This is a genomic window from Rhodococcus sp. D-6 (genome assembly GCF_040256695.1).
Classification (GTDB): Bacteria; Actinomycetota; Actinomycetes; order Mycobacteriales; family Mycobacteriaceae; genus Rhodococcus; species Rhodococcus pyridinivorans.
The window spans coordinates 4,383,555-4,397,630 of record NZ_CP132970.1 but is presented as its reverse complement, the minus strand read 5'-3'; the positions used below and the strand labels follow the sequence as shown (position 1 = coordinate 4,397,630).

The 14,076-nt window shown below is 66.7% G+C and carries 17 protein-coding genes and 3 pseudogenes; 17 read left to right on the top strand and 3 right to left on the bottom strand.

Going from position 1 to position 14,076, the window contains the following annotated elements:
• The first annotated feature begins 5 nt into the window (after positions 1–5).
• From RBB84_RS20685 to RBB84_RS20625, 13 genes and pseudogenes are all read left to right on the top strand, one after another.
• Positions 6–1,598, top strand: coding sequence for a glycosyltransferase family 87 protein (locus RBB84_RS20685; RefSeq protein WP_006550818.1), 1,593 nt, complete (start codon positions 6–8; stop codon positions 1,596–1,598).
• 27 nt (positions 1,599–1,625) lie between these two features.
• Positions 1,626–2,108: a hypothetical protein gene (locus RBB84_RS20680; RefSeq protein ID WP_024102475.1), complete on the top strand. Its 483-nt coding sequence runs from the start codon at positions 1,626–1,628 to the stop codon at positions 2,106–2,108.
• Between the two features lie 251 nt (positions 2,109–2,359).
• Positions 2,360–2,548 (top strand): annotated as a pseudogene (locus RBB84_RS20675) (IS256 family transposase); the annotation flags it as partial.
• Positions 2,549–2,714: 166 nt separating this feature from the next.
• The gene (locus RBB84_RS20670) at positions 2,715–3,008 is read left to right on the top strand and encodes a YrhK family protein (protein ID WP_350246690.1); all 294 of its coding nucleotides are present in this window, start codon (positions 2,715–2,717) and stop codon (positions 3,006–3,008) included.
• Positions 3,009–3,103: 95 nt separating this feature from the next.
• Entirely contained in the window at positions 3,104–4,351 is a 1,248-nt protein-coding gene (locus RBB84_RS20665) for a cation:proton antiporter (RefSeq protein ID WP_024102473.1), read from the top strand.
• Positions 4,352–4,451: 100 nt separating this feature from the next.
• A pseudogene (locus RBB84_RS20660) lies at positions 4,452–4,739 on the top strand (response regulator); the annotation flags it as partial.
• 521 nt (positions 4,740–5,260) lie between these two features.
• On the top strand, positions 5,261–5,479 hold the full coding sequence (locus RBB84_RS20655) for a hypothetical protein (protein ID WP_006550812.1): 219 nt from the start codon (positions 5,261–5,263) through the stop codon (positions 5,477–5,479).
• Between the two features lie 8 nt (positions 5,480–5,487).
• Positions 5,488–5,640 carry a hypothetical protein gene (locus RBB84_RS20650; protein ID WP_019290544.1) on the top strand — a complete coding sequence of 51 codons (153 nt, stop codon included), beginning with the start codon at positions 5,488–5,490 and terminating at the stop codon, positions 5,638–5,640.
• A gap of 261 nt (positions 5,641–5,901) precedes the next feature.
• A complete protein-coding gene (locus RBB84_RS20645) occupies positions 5,902–6,243 on the top strand; it encodes a lipopolysaccharide assembly protein LapA domain-containing protein (RefSeq protein WP_242411666.1) in 342 nt (113 codons plus the stop codon).
• Between the two features lie 53 nt (positions 6,244–6,296).
• A complete protein-coding gene (locus RBB84_RS20640; protein ID WP_024102470.1) occupies positions 6,297–6,908 on the top strand; it encodes a hypothetical protein in 612 nt (203 codons plus the stop codon).
• Between the two features lie 282 nt (positions 6,909–7,190).
• Positions 7,191–7,613: pseudogene (locus RBB84_RS20635) on the top strand (transposase); the annotation flags it as partial.
• A gap of 345 nt (positions 7,614–7,958) precedes the next feature.
• Positions 7,959–8,693 (top strand): hypothetical protein, encoded by a 735-nt coding sequence (locus RBB84_RS20630; RefSeq protein WP_024102468.1) that lies wholly within the window; start codon positions 7,959–7,961, stop codon positions 8,691–8,693.
• A 121-nt stretch (positions 8,694–8,814) separates the two neighbouring features.
• Complete coding sequence (locus tag RBB84_RS20625) at positions 8,815–9,351, top strand: hypothetical protein (RefSeq protein WP_350246687.1); 537 nt, start codon at positions 8,815–8,817, stop codon at positions 9,349–9,351.
• 3 nt (positions 9,352–9,354) lie between these two features.
• Here RBB84_RS20625 and RBB84_RS20620 read toward each other — a convergent pair whose 3' ends face one another.
• Genes RBB84_RS20620 through RBB84_RS20610 form a run of 3 tightly spaced genes read right to left on the bottom strand, consistent with a single transcriptional unit; the run spans position 9,355 to position 11,689 of the window.
• Positions 9,355–9,735 carry a DUF2752 domain-containing protein gene (locus tag RBB84_RS20620; RefSeq protein ID WP_006550806.1) on the bottom strand — a complete coding sequence of 127 codons (381 nt, stop codon included), beginning with the start codon at positions 9,733–9,735 and terminating at the stop codon, positions 9,355–9,357.
• Positions 9,736–9,761: 26 nt separating this feature from the next.
• Entirely contained in the window at positions 9,762–10,349 is a 588-nt protein-coding gene (locus tag RBB84_RS20615; protein WP_019290550.1) for a GNAT family protein, read from the bottom strand.
• Complete coding sequence (locus tag RBB84_RS20610; protein ID WP_350246685.1) at positions 10,349–11,689, bottom strand: glycosyltransferase 87 family protein; 1,341 nt, start codon at positions 11,687–11,689, stop codon at positions 10,349–10,351. Before RBB84_RS20610 ends, RBB84_RS20615 begins: the two co-directional genes overlap by 1 nt.
• 154 nt (positions 11,690–11,843) lie before the next feature.
• On the opposite strand from RBB84_RS20610, the gene rpsF reads away from it, so the two are divergent.
• The 4 genes from rpsF (at position 11,844) to rplI (ending at position 13,471) form a co-directional block, all read left to right on the top strand.
• Complete coding sequence (gene rpsF / locus RBB84_RS20605; RefSeq protein ID WP_006550802.1) at positions 11,844–12,131, top strand: 30S ribosomal protein S6; 288 nt, start codon at positions 11,844–11,846, stop codon at positions 12,129–12,131.
• 64 nt (positions 12,132–12,195) lie between these two features.
• Entirely contained in the window at positions 12,196–12,714 is a 519-nt protein-coding gene (locus tag RBB84_RS20600; RefSeq protein ID WP_006550801.1) for a single-stranded DNA-binding protein, read from the top strand.
• A 41-nt stretch (positions 12,715–12,755) separates the two neighbouring features.
• On the top strand, positions 12,756–12,998 hold the full coding sequence (gene rpsR / locus RBB84_RS20595; RefSeq protein WP_006550800.1) for a 30S ribosomal protein S18: 243 nt from the start codon (positions 12,756–12,758) through the stop codon (positions 12,996–12,998).
• A gap of 17 nt (positions 12,999–13,015) precedes the next feature.
• On the top strand, positions 13,016–13,471 hold the full coding sequence (gene rplI / locus RBB84_RS20590) for a 50S ribosomal protein L9 (RefSeq protein ID WP_006550799.1): 456 nt from the start codon (positions 13,016–13,018) through the stop codon (positions 13,469–13,471).
• Positions 13,472–14,076: the final 605 nt, after the last annotated feature.

Here is a 14,076-nt window from a genome sequence, read left to right as displayed (position 1 = left end):
GCCGCGTGAGCGACGACCGGGGATCCGACGCCCGGCCGGTGGTGTCCGCTGCACCACCGGCCGAGGATCGTCGTTCCCTGGACTGGCGCGACACCCCCGGGCGTACCGACCCGACGGTGTCGCGCCTGACCGCCGTCATCGGCGGTCCGGTGGGCCGGCACGCCGTGCTCGGGCGCACCCGCTTCTTCACTCCCCTGCGGGCGATGTTGCTGCTCGCGGTCGTCTTCCTCGCCTTCGGCTGGTTCACGAAGGCGGCCTGCGTCCAGCAGGGACCCGTCGGTCCCGACGGCGCGCTCGGCCTGGACTGGAGCGGCAACCGGCAGTACGTGGCGATGTGTTATTCCGACATCGTTCCGCTCTACGGTGCCGAACGGCTCGCCGAGGGCGCCTTCCCGTACCGGACGTCGTGGGAGGAACCCGGCCCGGACGGGCAGATGCAGACCCGGTACATGGAGTATCCGGTGCTCGCGGGGCTCTACCAGTACGGCTCGATGCGCATCGCGAAGGCGTGGGACGCCACACCGTGGCTCCCCGATGCACTGCAGGTCGCGATCTACTTCGCCGTCGTCGCGGTCGGTCTCGCGCTCGCCTGGCTCGTCACGGTGTGGGCCACCGCGATGTCGGCGGGCCGCAGGATCTGGGACGCCGCGCTCGTCGCGGCGTCACCACTGGTCGTGGTGCACGCCTTCACGAACTTCGATGCCCTGGCCACGGCCTTCGCCGCGGGTGGTCTGCTGGCGTGGGCCCGCCGTCGACCGGTTCTCGCCGGCGTCCTGCTCGGCCTCGGTGCGGCGACGAAGTTGTATCCCTTGCTGTTGCTCGGTCCGCTGCTGGTGCTGTGCCTGCGGACCGGCCACCTGCGGTCGTTTGCCCGCACCGCGGGAGCGGCCGCCGCGGCGTGGCTAGTGGTGAACCTGCCGATCATGGTGCTGTACCCGAGCGGGTGGGCGGAGTTCTTCCGACTCAACTCCGATCGCGGAGCGGATCCGGATTCGATCTACAACGTGCTGCACTCGTTCGTGGGCTGGCCGGCCTGGTCGGCCTCGACCTTCAATGGGGTCTCGCTCGTGTTGTTCGCCGCGGCCTGCGCCGCGATCGGGTGGATCGGGCTCACCGCGCCGCGCCGTCCCCGCCTCGCGCAGCTGTGTTTCCTTCTCGTCGCGGCCTTCCTGCTCACGAACAAGGTGTGGAGTCCGCAGTATTCGCTGTGGCTCGTGCCGCTCGCCGTGCTGGCCGTACCCCACCGGCGCGCACTGGTCGCCTGGATGACGATCGATGCGCTGGTGTGGGTTCCGCGCATGTACTACTACCTCGGTCCCGATCGGAAGGGGCTGCCGGAGCAGTGGTTCACCGCCACGGTCTTCCTGCGCGACGTCGCCGTCGTGGCACTGTGCGCGGTTGTGCTGTGGCAGATCCGGCGTCCGGTGCGGGATCCCGTGCGGTACGGCTTCGTCGACGATCCCGTCGGTGGTGTGCTCGACCAGGCTCCCGACCGTCCGCCACGATGGCTGCCCGCCAGGTTGCGACCTGCTCACCATCGGGTCACAAGAGAAGAATCATCCGAACGAGGGATGTCGGAGACTTCGTCGGTCCCCTAGGCTCGGGAACGAGCACGAGGGGGGACAATGGCGAGCGGCGGACGGGGATTCGGAGCGGGGACGGATGTCACCGCCTCACAGTTCACGACGTGTGAGTTGGCGTGGACGGTCGCGAGCGGCGACGCCACCGCGATCCCACGACTTCTGCGCGACCTGCATCCGCTCGTGATCGCCTACTTCCGGGCCCGTGCGAAAGCCGCCGGAGGTACCTTCGCCGACGCCGATCGTCTCGCCCTGGCCGCCTGCCGTGCGATTCTCGCCGAGCTCACCGCGCCGTCCGGAGCCGACCGGCCTTTCCTGCGGTTGGCCTACACGCTGGTCGCCGACGCGGCCGATGCCGAGTTCGCGAGCCCGCGGGCCTTCCCTCTGACCCGACTCCAGCAGGAGATCCTCATCCTGCGCACCATCGTGGGTCTCGACTCGTGGCAGACCGCGGTGGCGCTCGCCGTGGCGCCGGGACGGGTCGGTGTCGAGCAGCACGCGGCGCTGAGTTCCCTGCGCGCGGCCTGAACCGGGTGGACAGAGTCCACATCCACGGGTGCGAGATGAACAGCCGCCTCGCCGCTTCGGTCTTCGAGTCCGCTGCCAGTCAGGTGAGCAGAACTTCCTTCTCGCGGGCGGGGTAAGTCCCGGGGAGTGGTGGGAATCTGGTGAGGACATCCGGACAGGTCCACGGCGTGTCGACCCTCACCGGGGGGTGGGCCATTGCGTAGTGATCAACGAGTTACCTACCACAGTGACTCACAGAAAGCAGCTACGCGATGACCCACGATCATCCTGCCCTGCCCTGCCCTGCTCGCTCAGCTCGACGCACTCACCGGCGCCGACAGCGCCAGCGTGTTCGCCGAACTGATCCGCACCGGCCTGCAGGCATGCAGGCGCTGATCGAAGCCGAGGCCACCGACAAACTCGGTGCCGGCCGGTATGAGCGCACCGCCACCCGCACCACGCAGGCGTTGAGTTTGGCCAGGGTTCGTTTTGCCGAGATTCGCAGTACGAACTACCAGCCAGAGATAGGCGGCCGCACCGACGCGCACCACAGGCATCGGATCGGACCAGCTGCCGAACCACATTCGTCGGGCGTACCCGCACCTGCACGCGGGTACTCGCCCGGCCATGGCCACCGATCGCACCCACGCAGATCCGTCGCTGCGACTGTCCGTCGGCCGGGAGCAGGTCGTGATCGACAACCGGTACGAGACAGCCTCGATCGTCAACGACGTCCTGATCGCGGTGTTCTTCACCGTCGGCAGCGTGTTGTTCTTCTTCGACTCCACCCAGACCGCCGGCACCTGGCTGTTCTTGCTCGGCTCGCTCGATTTTCTCGCCCGGCCTGTGATCCGCCTGAGCCGGCGCACTCATCTGCGACGGTTGGGACATCACTCCGGCGCCACCGGCGGTGACTACTGACTACTGACCGTCCGAATCTGGGCCCGCGATCCGGCACGAGCCCCCTCGTCGGGCCGTGCAGGATTGCCAGGGGTCGATCCGGGAATGCGACGGTCATGCACATCGATGTCGTTCTCGCCGTGGTCGGCGCGCTCGGCGTGGTCGTGGCAGCGATTTCCTCGACGATGCGCCGACTGCCGTTGTCCGAACCCCTACTCGGTCTGCTTGCCGGGGTACTGCTCGGTCCCCAACTGCTCGATGCGTTGCCGATCGCACCGGTGACGGTCGAACACGGTCTGTTCCACGAGCTCGCCAGGGTTCTCTTGGCCGTGTCCGTGATGGCGGTTGCCTTGCGTTACCCCATCGCCGCGGTGCGTCGCCACCGCCGCGCACTGGCCGTGTTGCTGTTGATCGTCATGCCCGCGATGGCGGCGATCTCGACCGGACTCGGATGGGCGGTGGCCGGATTACCGCTGGCCGCGGCTCTGTTGTTCGGCACCGCGATCTGTCCCACCGATCCGGTGCTGGCCTCGAGTGTGGTCACCGGAGATCTCGCCGAACGGGACCTACCCGCCCGGGACCGACAGCTGCTCTCGCTCGAATCCGGCGCGAACGACGGCCTGGCGCTGCCACTGGTGGTCGCCGCGATCGCGGTCGCCGGTCCACTCAGCGCCGGTGCGGCGATCACCGAATCACTGTGGCAGGTCCTCGGCGCCCTGATCGCCGGCGCACTCCTCGGCGCCGTAGGCGGTGCAGCACTGCGACTGGGTGACAAGCACGGCGCCACCGCACACGGCCCGGCCCTGTTGTTCACCGTTGTGCTGGCACTGGGAATCCTCGGCGTGGCCGGTCTGCTGCAGGTCGACGGGGTGCTCGCCGTATTCGTCGGCGGCCTGGCCTTCAACGCCGTCGGCACCGGCGCCGAACGGACTTCCGAAGTCGAGATCGACGAGGCCGTCAACAGGTTCGCAGTCCTGCCGTTGTTCTTCCTGCTCGGCGCCGCCCTACCGTGGCAGCAGTGGGCCGAGCTGGGCTGGAAGGCGCCCGCCCTGGTGGTCGCTGTCCTGCTTCTGCGGCGGATCCCGGTCGTACTGTTGTTGCGACGGCCACTGCATCTACCGCTGCCCGACGCGATGTATCTCGGCTGGTTCGGGCCGGTGGGGGTATCCGCATTGTTCTATCTGACGATGGAAGCCGAACGTCTCGGCGTCGACGACGCCGTGCTCGGCGCCGGCACGCTCGTGCTGACCGCGAGCACGGTCGCGTTCGGTCTCACCGGCGCGGCGGGACGCAAACTCTACATCCGGGCCGGAGCAGGACAAGGCGATCGCGTGCAACCGGCCCCTGATAGGGACCGGAGGTAGACGGCAATGACGTGGTTACTCAGTGCGCTCGGCGCAGGGGGAACCCCCCGGCACTCATCGCAGGGGCGTTGCGGGACATCTATGCAACGTTGTGGCATAGCAAGCCTTGCAGTTCCTGCACCGCCACGGGGCCTGTACAGAGATGCGCTCCGCCCGGATCTGGTCCTGCTCGATTTGAATCTCCCCAGCCGCGATGGCCGTGAGGTGCTGGCTGACCTCCTCCGCAGCCGAAGAAGACTTGCTACGCAGTTACCGGCTGCACGCCAACGTCTGCATCACCAAACCCGTCGACTTCGATCAGTTCGCCGACGTGATCCGCAAGATCGACAACTCTTTCTTGCATGTGGTGCGGCTACCCGGCCACCCTCCCACACCCAGCACGCTCTGAGTCCGAGCGGCCGGCGCAGAGTTGAGATCACCGCAACGCTCGCCTTCCGGCTCGTCGAACGTGGCGGCGGACGGGACGAGGCGAACCAGGCCGCTGCCTGGGCTGAGGTCACCGCGATCGCCGCTACGCGCACACCCTTTCTGCCCGCGGCCTCGAGGAGCGTGACCGGTAGCCCTGTCGTGAGAGGGACGGATCATTCCGGGCACGAATTGACCCGGACCGCACCGAGTGATTGCAATCGCATAACCATCAACCCACATCCTCCCTCCTGCCTTGGCACGCCTCCACCGCGTTACTAGGGTGGACCGTAGAAACGAAAGCGCAAGATCCACCGCCGATTTCACGATGCACCATAGATCGCAACAGTTGCTTCGCCGCAACGAACAGCGTATCGGAGGGCGCACCCGCCGGGTAACGCCGATCGGATCGAGCACCCAGTCCCGCACACAGCACACATCGGGTTGGGACGGCGGACCGAGCACCGTGCGCGATGCCGCCGCTTTCGTGGACAGGAGCACACGATGCGAACCAGAAGCCGTCTATCCGGCCTGCTCAGCCTCCTGATACTGATCTGGTTGATCATCGGCGCCGTCGCCGCAGGACAACGCGGATACTACGGTGACGCCTCGACCAACTGCGCCAGCGTCGGCACCATCGCCGTAACCATCGTGGCCGGACCCCTGAACTACATGGGAATCAACCCGACCGTGGACTGCGAGTATCCGCAACCCACCAGCTGAGCAGGATCATGAACTCGCACTTCTTTCTCCCCCGGACCGTGGCCACCGAATGGATCAAGCTGCACCTGGACCGCATGTACGCGCCGACCTCAGCAGACCGGCCCGAGCGCGACACCACGGTCGGCGACACACGGCCGAACACCTCCACCGAACCGCACTGAACTGGCCTCGGACAGCGCGTGGCGCCCATGTCGAGCACCCCTCGAGATCTCGACCCCTCACACTGCCTCGCAGCAGTGATGTCACATCGCCCCGTGCGGCCCATGTAAAGCATGCTGAGGAACATCGATGAATCCCTACTATCCCCTCGCTGTCGCCATCTACCTCCTCGTGGCCGTGTGGCAGGGCACCCTCGGCACATTCTGACCACCCACGGGATCGCCCTGGTGCCTGCTTCGGACCGATGAAGAGAGAAACCGATCATGCGTACCCACAACTCACACCCCGCCTGGCGTTCCGGTGACGCCGACCCAACCCCCACCGGGTCCGCAGACCACACCGCACCCGCAGCTGGAGCGGTCGAACCGACCCGCACCGGCCGGATGCTGGTGGCACTGACAGTAGGAGCTGTGGTCACCGTCGCGCTGCTGGTGTTCATCCTGCAGAACACCGAACGCACCGCCATTGCCTTCTTCGGCTGGAATTTCACCCTCCCGCTGGGCGTGGCGCTACTGTTCGCAGCTCTGGCGGGACTGCTGATCGCCGCGGTGATCGGCGGCGCCCGGATCTGGCAGCTGCGCCACGCCTACCGCAAAGCGCAGTGATCCGGCGAACGTCCGAACCGACGCCCGGTCGATCACAACGAAAAGGAGACCCTGTGGAACCCCCTGCACGACATCGCCTACACACCCACCGCATCTCGGCCGCGCGTCGCCGCGCCTGGTCGCTCCTCGTTCTCGCGTTGACGGCGCCCCTGCTCGTCGCATGTGGGGCAGGGCAGATCACCCAAACCGATACCCAGCAGGCCGCCATCAACGGCACCAACGCCGAACTCGGCGACCTGCTGCTGCGCAATGTGTACTTCGAGGCCGAACCCACCGATCCAGCCGTCCCCCGATACGGACAGGTCACACTCTCCTTCACCGTCATCAACCAGTCCTCCACCCCCGACCGGCTCGTCTCGATCGACTCCCCCGCCGGAGAGTTGACACTCGATGCCTCCGATCAGGCACGCGAACTTCTGCCCGGCAGTTCCCTGGCCGCCGGAGAACCCATCGAACAACTCCGACCGACCACGGCACCGGATCGTCCCCTGACGGTGCGCGGCCGATTCCCCGCCGAAGCGATCCGCCCCGGCCTGACCCACCCGGTGACCTTCACCTTCGAACGAGCCGGCACGGTCACCTTCGAGGTGCCCTTCGACGCCTGGACCCCGAACGAACCGCTGCCCACCGAGCGGCCGCTCCCGCCCCAGCCGGCGAGCCCTTGATATCTCGACGTCTCTGCACGACAGGAATTCTCAACCATTCTCACACCGATGCGGTCCTGCCCTTCGCGGTGTACGCCCTCGATGACCCGGTCCGTGTGGTCATCGACGTCGCCCCCTGATTCAGGAACGCACCCAGGAATCCCGGCACAGCGACAACTGCCTCGACCCACCGGCACGACCCACCCCGGCATCGGCCGAGCGGAGTTCTCAGCCCGAGCACCGACCATCGGGTTCGTAGGCGAACATGAACATGCACATCCGGGCCACGCCCGTTGTCGGCGGGCGGCCCAGGAAGCCCGCACCCGGGCCGTAGTCGACGGGGACGCCGCGCCGAAGTCCACACGGTTTGTGACAGTCACCGCGAAGGGCCGGCGGCTGGACACTGCCTCGCTCGAACGCGCCAGGATGCTCGTCGTCCTGAAAGGTTACGTCACCAACCTTCCTGTCTCCCTGGTGGATCCGAGCGAGATCATCGGCAAGTATCACGAGTTGTGGCATGTCGAACAGTCGTTCCGGATGTCGAAGACGGATCTGCGGGCCCGGCCGATCTTCCACCGCACCCGCGATGCGATCGAGGCGCACCTGACGGTGGTGTTCGCGGCATTGGCGGTCTCCCGGGTGGTGCAGGAACGCAGCGGTCTCGCGATCGTCAAGGTCGTCAAACTGCTGCGTCCGCTGCGGTCGGCGACCATCGCGATCAACGGCACCTGACACATCTTCCCACCGCAGGTCGACGCCGACCTACAAGGACTGCTCGACCGGATTTCGGGGTCCTCACTCACGCACTAACGAAAGGAGCCAACCCGGGCGGCGGAGGACGGTCGAATGGTTTGCCGCTGTGGGACATCGCCGATACCGGTGCGGCGGTGGAACTGCCGTCTCTGAGCCCATCCGTCGAGGATCGGTTCAGCGGTGCCGCGGCACTGTCGAAGACCGGATCACTCGCTGCAGCAGGAACATCCGGCGGGTCCGTGCACCTGTGGATCTGGCGGACCCTGCAGCGCCGCAGTTCGCCGGGACAACCGAGGGCGTCGTCACGGTGTCGTCGGAGTGGTCGAGTTCGCTCCCGACCGACCCGTCGTGGCGGTAACGGCGACGGGGGACGCGAAAGTCGCGATCGTCGGCGCCTCCGATCTCGCTGCTCCGCGTGTCGTCGGCACCTTCGAAGCCGACAACTATCCGTACATGCTGTCGTGGCATCCCACTGCCGACATCGTGGCTGTAGCGAGTGCCGGCGGTCTCGTCGGACTGTGGGATCTTTCCGATCCCACCGACCCGACTCGGATCTCCGAGTCGTCCGGATTCGAGAGTCAGGCGCAGACGGTCGCGTTCGGTGGCGACGGAACGATCCTGGCCGCGGCGAGCACCGACCGCAGTGTGCGCCTGTGGGATGTCGCGGACCCTGCCGTCCCACGCGAACTGGCGTGGATCACCGGGCGGGCGGACGCGGTGTACTCGCTGCACTTCTCCCCCGGCGGGGATCGTCTCACGGCCGGCGTCGGCGACGGGGCGGCGTGGATCTGGGACGTCACCCGACCGGACTCCCACACCACCCACGCGGTGCTCACCGCCTGCGAAAGCCGGGTCTGCGACGCCACCTTCGCGCACGACGGAGCGGTGCTCGTCGGAGGTGGTCCCGACCGTTCCGTGCGACTGTGGCAACTCGACCCCGAGCCCGTCGCGGCGACACTGTGTTCCACCGTCGGCACTCCGGTGACCGAGGACGAATGGGAACGGCGCCTGCCGGGTGTTCCCTTCCGGCCGCCGTGCGGCGACACGGCGTGAATCGGAATGGCCGGAAGATGTTCCGACCGAGACAGATTCATCCGATTGCAGGATACGCACAGGCCTCGCGGTGTGGGAACGTCCTGGTGGGGGATTCAACGCATCGATCATCGGAGGAAGCATGTCTCGTATTCGCAGTTCGGGTCTGCGCGCGGTTCTGACGGCGGTCACGGTGGCGGCGGTCGCATTCGGTGCGCCCGTTGCCGCTTCGGCCGCTCCCACCGGCAGCGCCGGCAGCAACGACCTGACCGGCAGCGTGTCCGAACTGCCCGGCAGCGTGGTGGATCTGGGTGGACGGGCGATCGATCTGGGCAGTGCGATTCTGGGCAACGGATCATCGCTGCCGACGACCCAGCAGTGCAACCAGTCGCGGCAGTCGGGAGGGGAAGGTGTCACCGGCACCTACCACGAGTTGGGTCGCAGTGGTCCCACGTCGTTCCTGCTCGAATGGGAGACCTACGACGTTCCTGACCGGATCCAGGTGTTCTACGGGGGTTCCCAGATCTACGACACCGGCCGTATCGGTGACAGCATCAACGAAGGCACCGGATCGGCAGTGGTGAATGTGCCGGCAGGTAGCGCATCCTCGATTCTCGTCCGAGTGACCGGGGATCCCGGGACGGACTGGGACTACCTGGTCAACTGCCCGATCCTCTGACGGTCAGATCCGTAGGGCGGTGAACGGCGCGACCGGGATGTTGCGCACGACGAACCACATCGCCGTCAGGATCAGCACGAGGTGCGGGGGCCACCGGTATCGCGTCCACCGCGGCATCGGTGTGCCCCGCGCCCTGCTCCACGTCCACAGACCGAAGGACACGGTGAGCACGGCCAGCGCGACGAGACCGAGGGCGTTGTAGTGCAATGCTGCCGGCACGTCGAGATGGACGAGCGAGTACAGCATCCGCGACGAACCGCAGCCGGGACACAGGATTCCGAACAGTGAGTAGGTGGGGCACGGCGGAATGACCCCGCCCGGCGTGGTCGGGTCGGCCCACGCCACCGCGGCGCACACCGCGACCGCACCCACGGCGATCGCCATGGGGGCTGCGAGCGCGCGCCTCGTCCTCATCGCACCGTGCGCTCCTCGAGCCGGGCGCGTACCCCGGGCCACTCGTCGTCGGTGAGGGAGAACAGCGCGGTGGTCCGCCAGCTGCCGTCGCGGCGCCTGCGGTGCTTGCGGAGCAGGCCCTCCTCGGTGGCGCCGAGCCGGCGCAGGGCGTCGCGCGAACGGGTGTTGCGTTCGTCGGCGTGCCAGGTCACGCGCACGGCCCCGAGGTCGTCGAAGGCGCGCTGCAGCAGAAGCAGTTTCGACTCGCTGTTCACGTGGGTCCGCTGCACCCGGGTCGACAGCCAGGTGTAGCCGATCACCAGTGTGCGGTGGGCCGGTTCGAGGAGGTAGTAGGACGTCGACCCCAGCACCTCGCCGGTCGCCCTGTCGACGATTGCGTAGGGCAGCCGGGACGGATCGGCCACGGCCTCGCGCACGAACGTGCGCGCGTCGTCGAGGTCGCGGATCACAAGGTGTGCCCAGGCGAAGATCGTGTCGGGATCGTCGGCGGCCTTCAGCAGACCTTCGACGTGCGCGTCGGCGAGGGGCTCGAGTCGGATACGAGGGCCCTCGAGGACGGGATGTTCCATCCAGTTGTCGTTCATTACGCTCTCCCGGTCGTCGTCGGACGGCGAGCGTAGCCCGTCCGTTCCGTCTGCTGCCACGGAGTTCTGGGCGGGACGCGCAGGAAGACGAAGAACAGCACGACCAGCAGGACCGCGCGTCCCCACACTCCGATGTGGACGAGCGTGAGCGGCAGGGCCATGTCCGTTTCGCCGGCGGTCGCGGCGAACCACCGGAAGATGCCGATGCCGATGGCGAGATCGGCGAGCAGATAGGCGGCGACGAGACCCCATGGCACGCGCAGCAGAATCAACATCGGCAGCAGCCACAGCGTGTACTGCGGTGAGTGCACTTTGTGGAAGAGCATGAACCCGCACAGCATCGCGGCCCCGGTACCGAGCCACGGATAGACGCCGTCGCGGAGGTATCGGCGCCATCCGAGCCACAGGGCGAGCGCGAACGACAGCGCGATCAGCGTCGGCGACAACTGGGCCACCAACTCGTTGTACTGGGGGGTGTTCTCGTATTCCTGGTAGCCGCCCATCAGCGGCCGCAGACCCCAGTACCAGATGGAGTTGCTGGTCCCGTCCGCTTCCCGGTTCTGCTGGAAGGCGAACGACGCCCGCCAGCCCTCGTAGCCGAGGATCGCGAAGGGCAGGTTGATCGCGGCGACCGTCGCTGCCGCCGTGCCCGCGACGGCGAGGGCGCCGGGGACGTCCCGCTTCCGATCGGGTGAGCTCCCGCCGGTGAGAACATAGGCCATGAGCGGCAGAACGAAGATGCCCGGATAGAGCTTGAGACAGAAGCCCACGCCCAGCAGCACTGCCGCGACCACTCCGCGAGTCCGCAGCGACCAGCGTTCGATCGTCAGCACCGCGGCGGCGGTGACGGTGACCGCCACGACCGGCAGGTCCCAGTTGAGGAAGGCGTAGAGCACGAGCGGCGGCGTGAGCGACCACAACAGCGCGGCCCATCCGGCCATCCGGGCGAGCAACCACGCGGTGACCAGCCCGAAGGGGGCGAGCAACAACGCCGACTGCAGGAGGAACTCCGCATCGGTGTGGGCACCGATGGCCCCGATCCACATGAGCACCCCGCTGAGCACGGGGTACTCGACGGTGCCCCCGGTCAACGCTCCCGACGAGGTGATGCCCCCGTCGACGAAGGGGAAGACGTGGAGGTTGATGCCGCGGCCGATCCACAACTGCTGGATGTCGGAATAGCAGACGTCGGCGTCCTTGATGTCCTCGAACCGCAGCGTGCGGCCCTCCGCGTCGAAGGTGGGGCCGGCGCACCGGGCCTTGTTCAGGTAGCCGAACCACATCATCACCGCGCACGTCAGGACGGCGACGAGCGAGACGGTCCCGGAGCTCGTGCGCATGTTCTCACCCTAGGACAAATCCCCCGCCCCCGACGGTCGGCGATTTCGCTGGTCGCCGGGCCGTCGTGTACCCTTCATGGGTTGCTGACGCAACGACCCTCCTGTCACGGAACGTCCGTGACCGTTCACAGTCCATAGGAGGTGATGAGGTCTTATGCGTCATTACGAATTGATGATCATCCTGGACCCCAGCCTGGACGAGCGCACTGTCGCTCCCTCGCTGGAGACGTTCCTCAACGTCATTCGCCAGGAAGGCGGCAAGGTCGACAAGGTCGACGTGTGGGGTAAGCGCCGTCTCGCCTACGAGATCGCCAAGAACAGCGAAGGCATCTACGCGGTGATCGACATCAGCGCGACGCCTGCTGCCGTTGCAGAGCTGGATCGCCAGCTCGGCCTGAACGAGTCGGTGCTCCGCACCAAGGTTCTGCGCCACGGCAAGTGAGCCTGTCGGCGCCGGGCCGTAGGCTCTGGCGCATCAGGACTCCCCACACTGCAGGAGGAACCACATGGCAGGCGACACCGTCATCACCGTGGTCGGCAATCTGACCGCCGACCCCGAACTGCGTTTCACCCCCGCGGGTGCTGCGGTTGCGAACTTCACCGTTGCATCCACGCCCCGCGTGTTCGACCGTCAGTCCAACGAATGGAAGGACGGCGAGGCTCTGTTCCTGCGCTGCAACATCTGGCGTGAGGCAGCGGAGAACGTGGCCGAGAGCTTGACTCGCGGCTCGCGTGTGATCGTGCAGGGCCGGCTCAAGCAGCGCAGCTACGAGACGCGTGAAGGCGAGAAGCGCACTGTCGTGGAGCTCGAGGTCGACGAGATCGGCCCCTCGCTCCGTTACGCCACGGCCAAGGTCACCAAGGCCGGTCGCGGTGGCGGTGGCGGAGGCTTCGGTGGTTCCTCCGGTGGATCGGGCGGTGGCCGTCCCGCTCAGAACACGAACGTCGGCGGAGACGACCCGTGGGGCGACGCCCCGCAGTCGGGTTCCTTCGGTGGTTCCGGGGACGACGAGCCTCCGTTCTGATCCGACCTCGATCGGAACATCCAAAATTACGGAGAACGACCATGCCTAAGTCGCCCGCGCGCGAGAAGGTTTTGAAGAAGAAGGTCTGCACCTTCTGCAAGGAAAAGAACGTGCAGATCGATTACAAGGACACGACGCTGCTGCGCAAGTACGTCAGCGATCGCGGCAAGATCCGCGCTCGCCGCGTCACCGGCAACTGCGTGCAGCACCAGCGCGACGTCGCTGTTGCTGTCAAGAACTCTCGTGAGGTGGCTCTGCTCCCTTACGTCTCGACGACTCGCTGAGGAAAGGGAGGGACACGATGAAGCTCATCCTTACTGCTGACGTGGACAACCTCGGTGCGCCTGGCGACACCGTTGAGGTCAAGGACGGCTACGGCCGCAACTACCTGCTGCCCCGCGGCCTGGCGATCGTCGCCACCCGTGGTGCCCAGAAGCAGGTCGAGGGCATCCGCCGTGCCCAGGAGGCTCGCGCCGTGCGCGGCCTCGAGCACGCTCAGGAGCTCAAGGCCGCCATCGAGGGCCTCGAGGACGTTTCGCTGAGCGTCAAGACCTCGAGCGACTCGGGCAAGCTGTTCGGCTCGGTCACCGCTGCCGATGTCGCCGGTGCTCTCAAGGCTGCCGGTGGCCCGGTTGTCGACAAGCGCATCATCGAGCTGCCCAAGGCCCACATCAAGGCGACCGGCAAGCACCAGATCGTCGTGAAGCTGCACCCGGATGTCACCGCGAAGTTCACGCTGAACGTCGTGGCTGCCTGATTCCGGCCCCTCGAGGAGCCCCGCGCCTGGTCGGCGTGGGGCTCCTCGTCGTCTGTGCACAGCCTGTGGATAAACCGGGGGGTAAACCACACCGTTGTGACTCCTCGGAATGTCGTTCGGGGAACGAATGGGTGAACACGCCCGGCCCTTCCGACACGCCGAAATTCTTCTTCTCCACACGTGTGAACAGACATTTTTCTGCTCCTACCTGCAGTTATGAGAGATGTGAGATGTGTTGTCCCCAGGTTGTGCACATCCGGTACACAAGGCTGTCCTCCTCTTTCCACAATTCATCCCCAACTGTGTGCACAACCCGAGTTGTGGAGGGTCATCCGGATCCCTAACGTCGGGCGCACGACTCCACACACAGGATGTCGGTAGGGGCGAGTAGAACCGGACACGAAACCCCGGGTACCGACACCGGGAGTGCGTGCAGGTATCCGCCGGAGCACAGCGCGCCGGACGGGGACATGTGGAGGAAGGCAGGCACTGCAGTGGCCGTCGTTGACGATCGTGGAAATCCCGAATATTCGGGACCTCCCGAGGAACCGAGTGGAGACTTCGGTCGACAGCCCCCTCAGGATCTCGTGGCCGAGCAGTCCGTG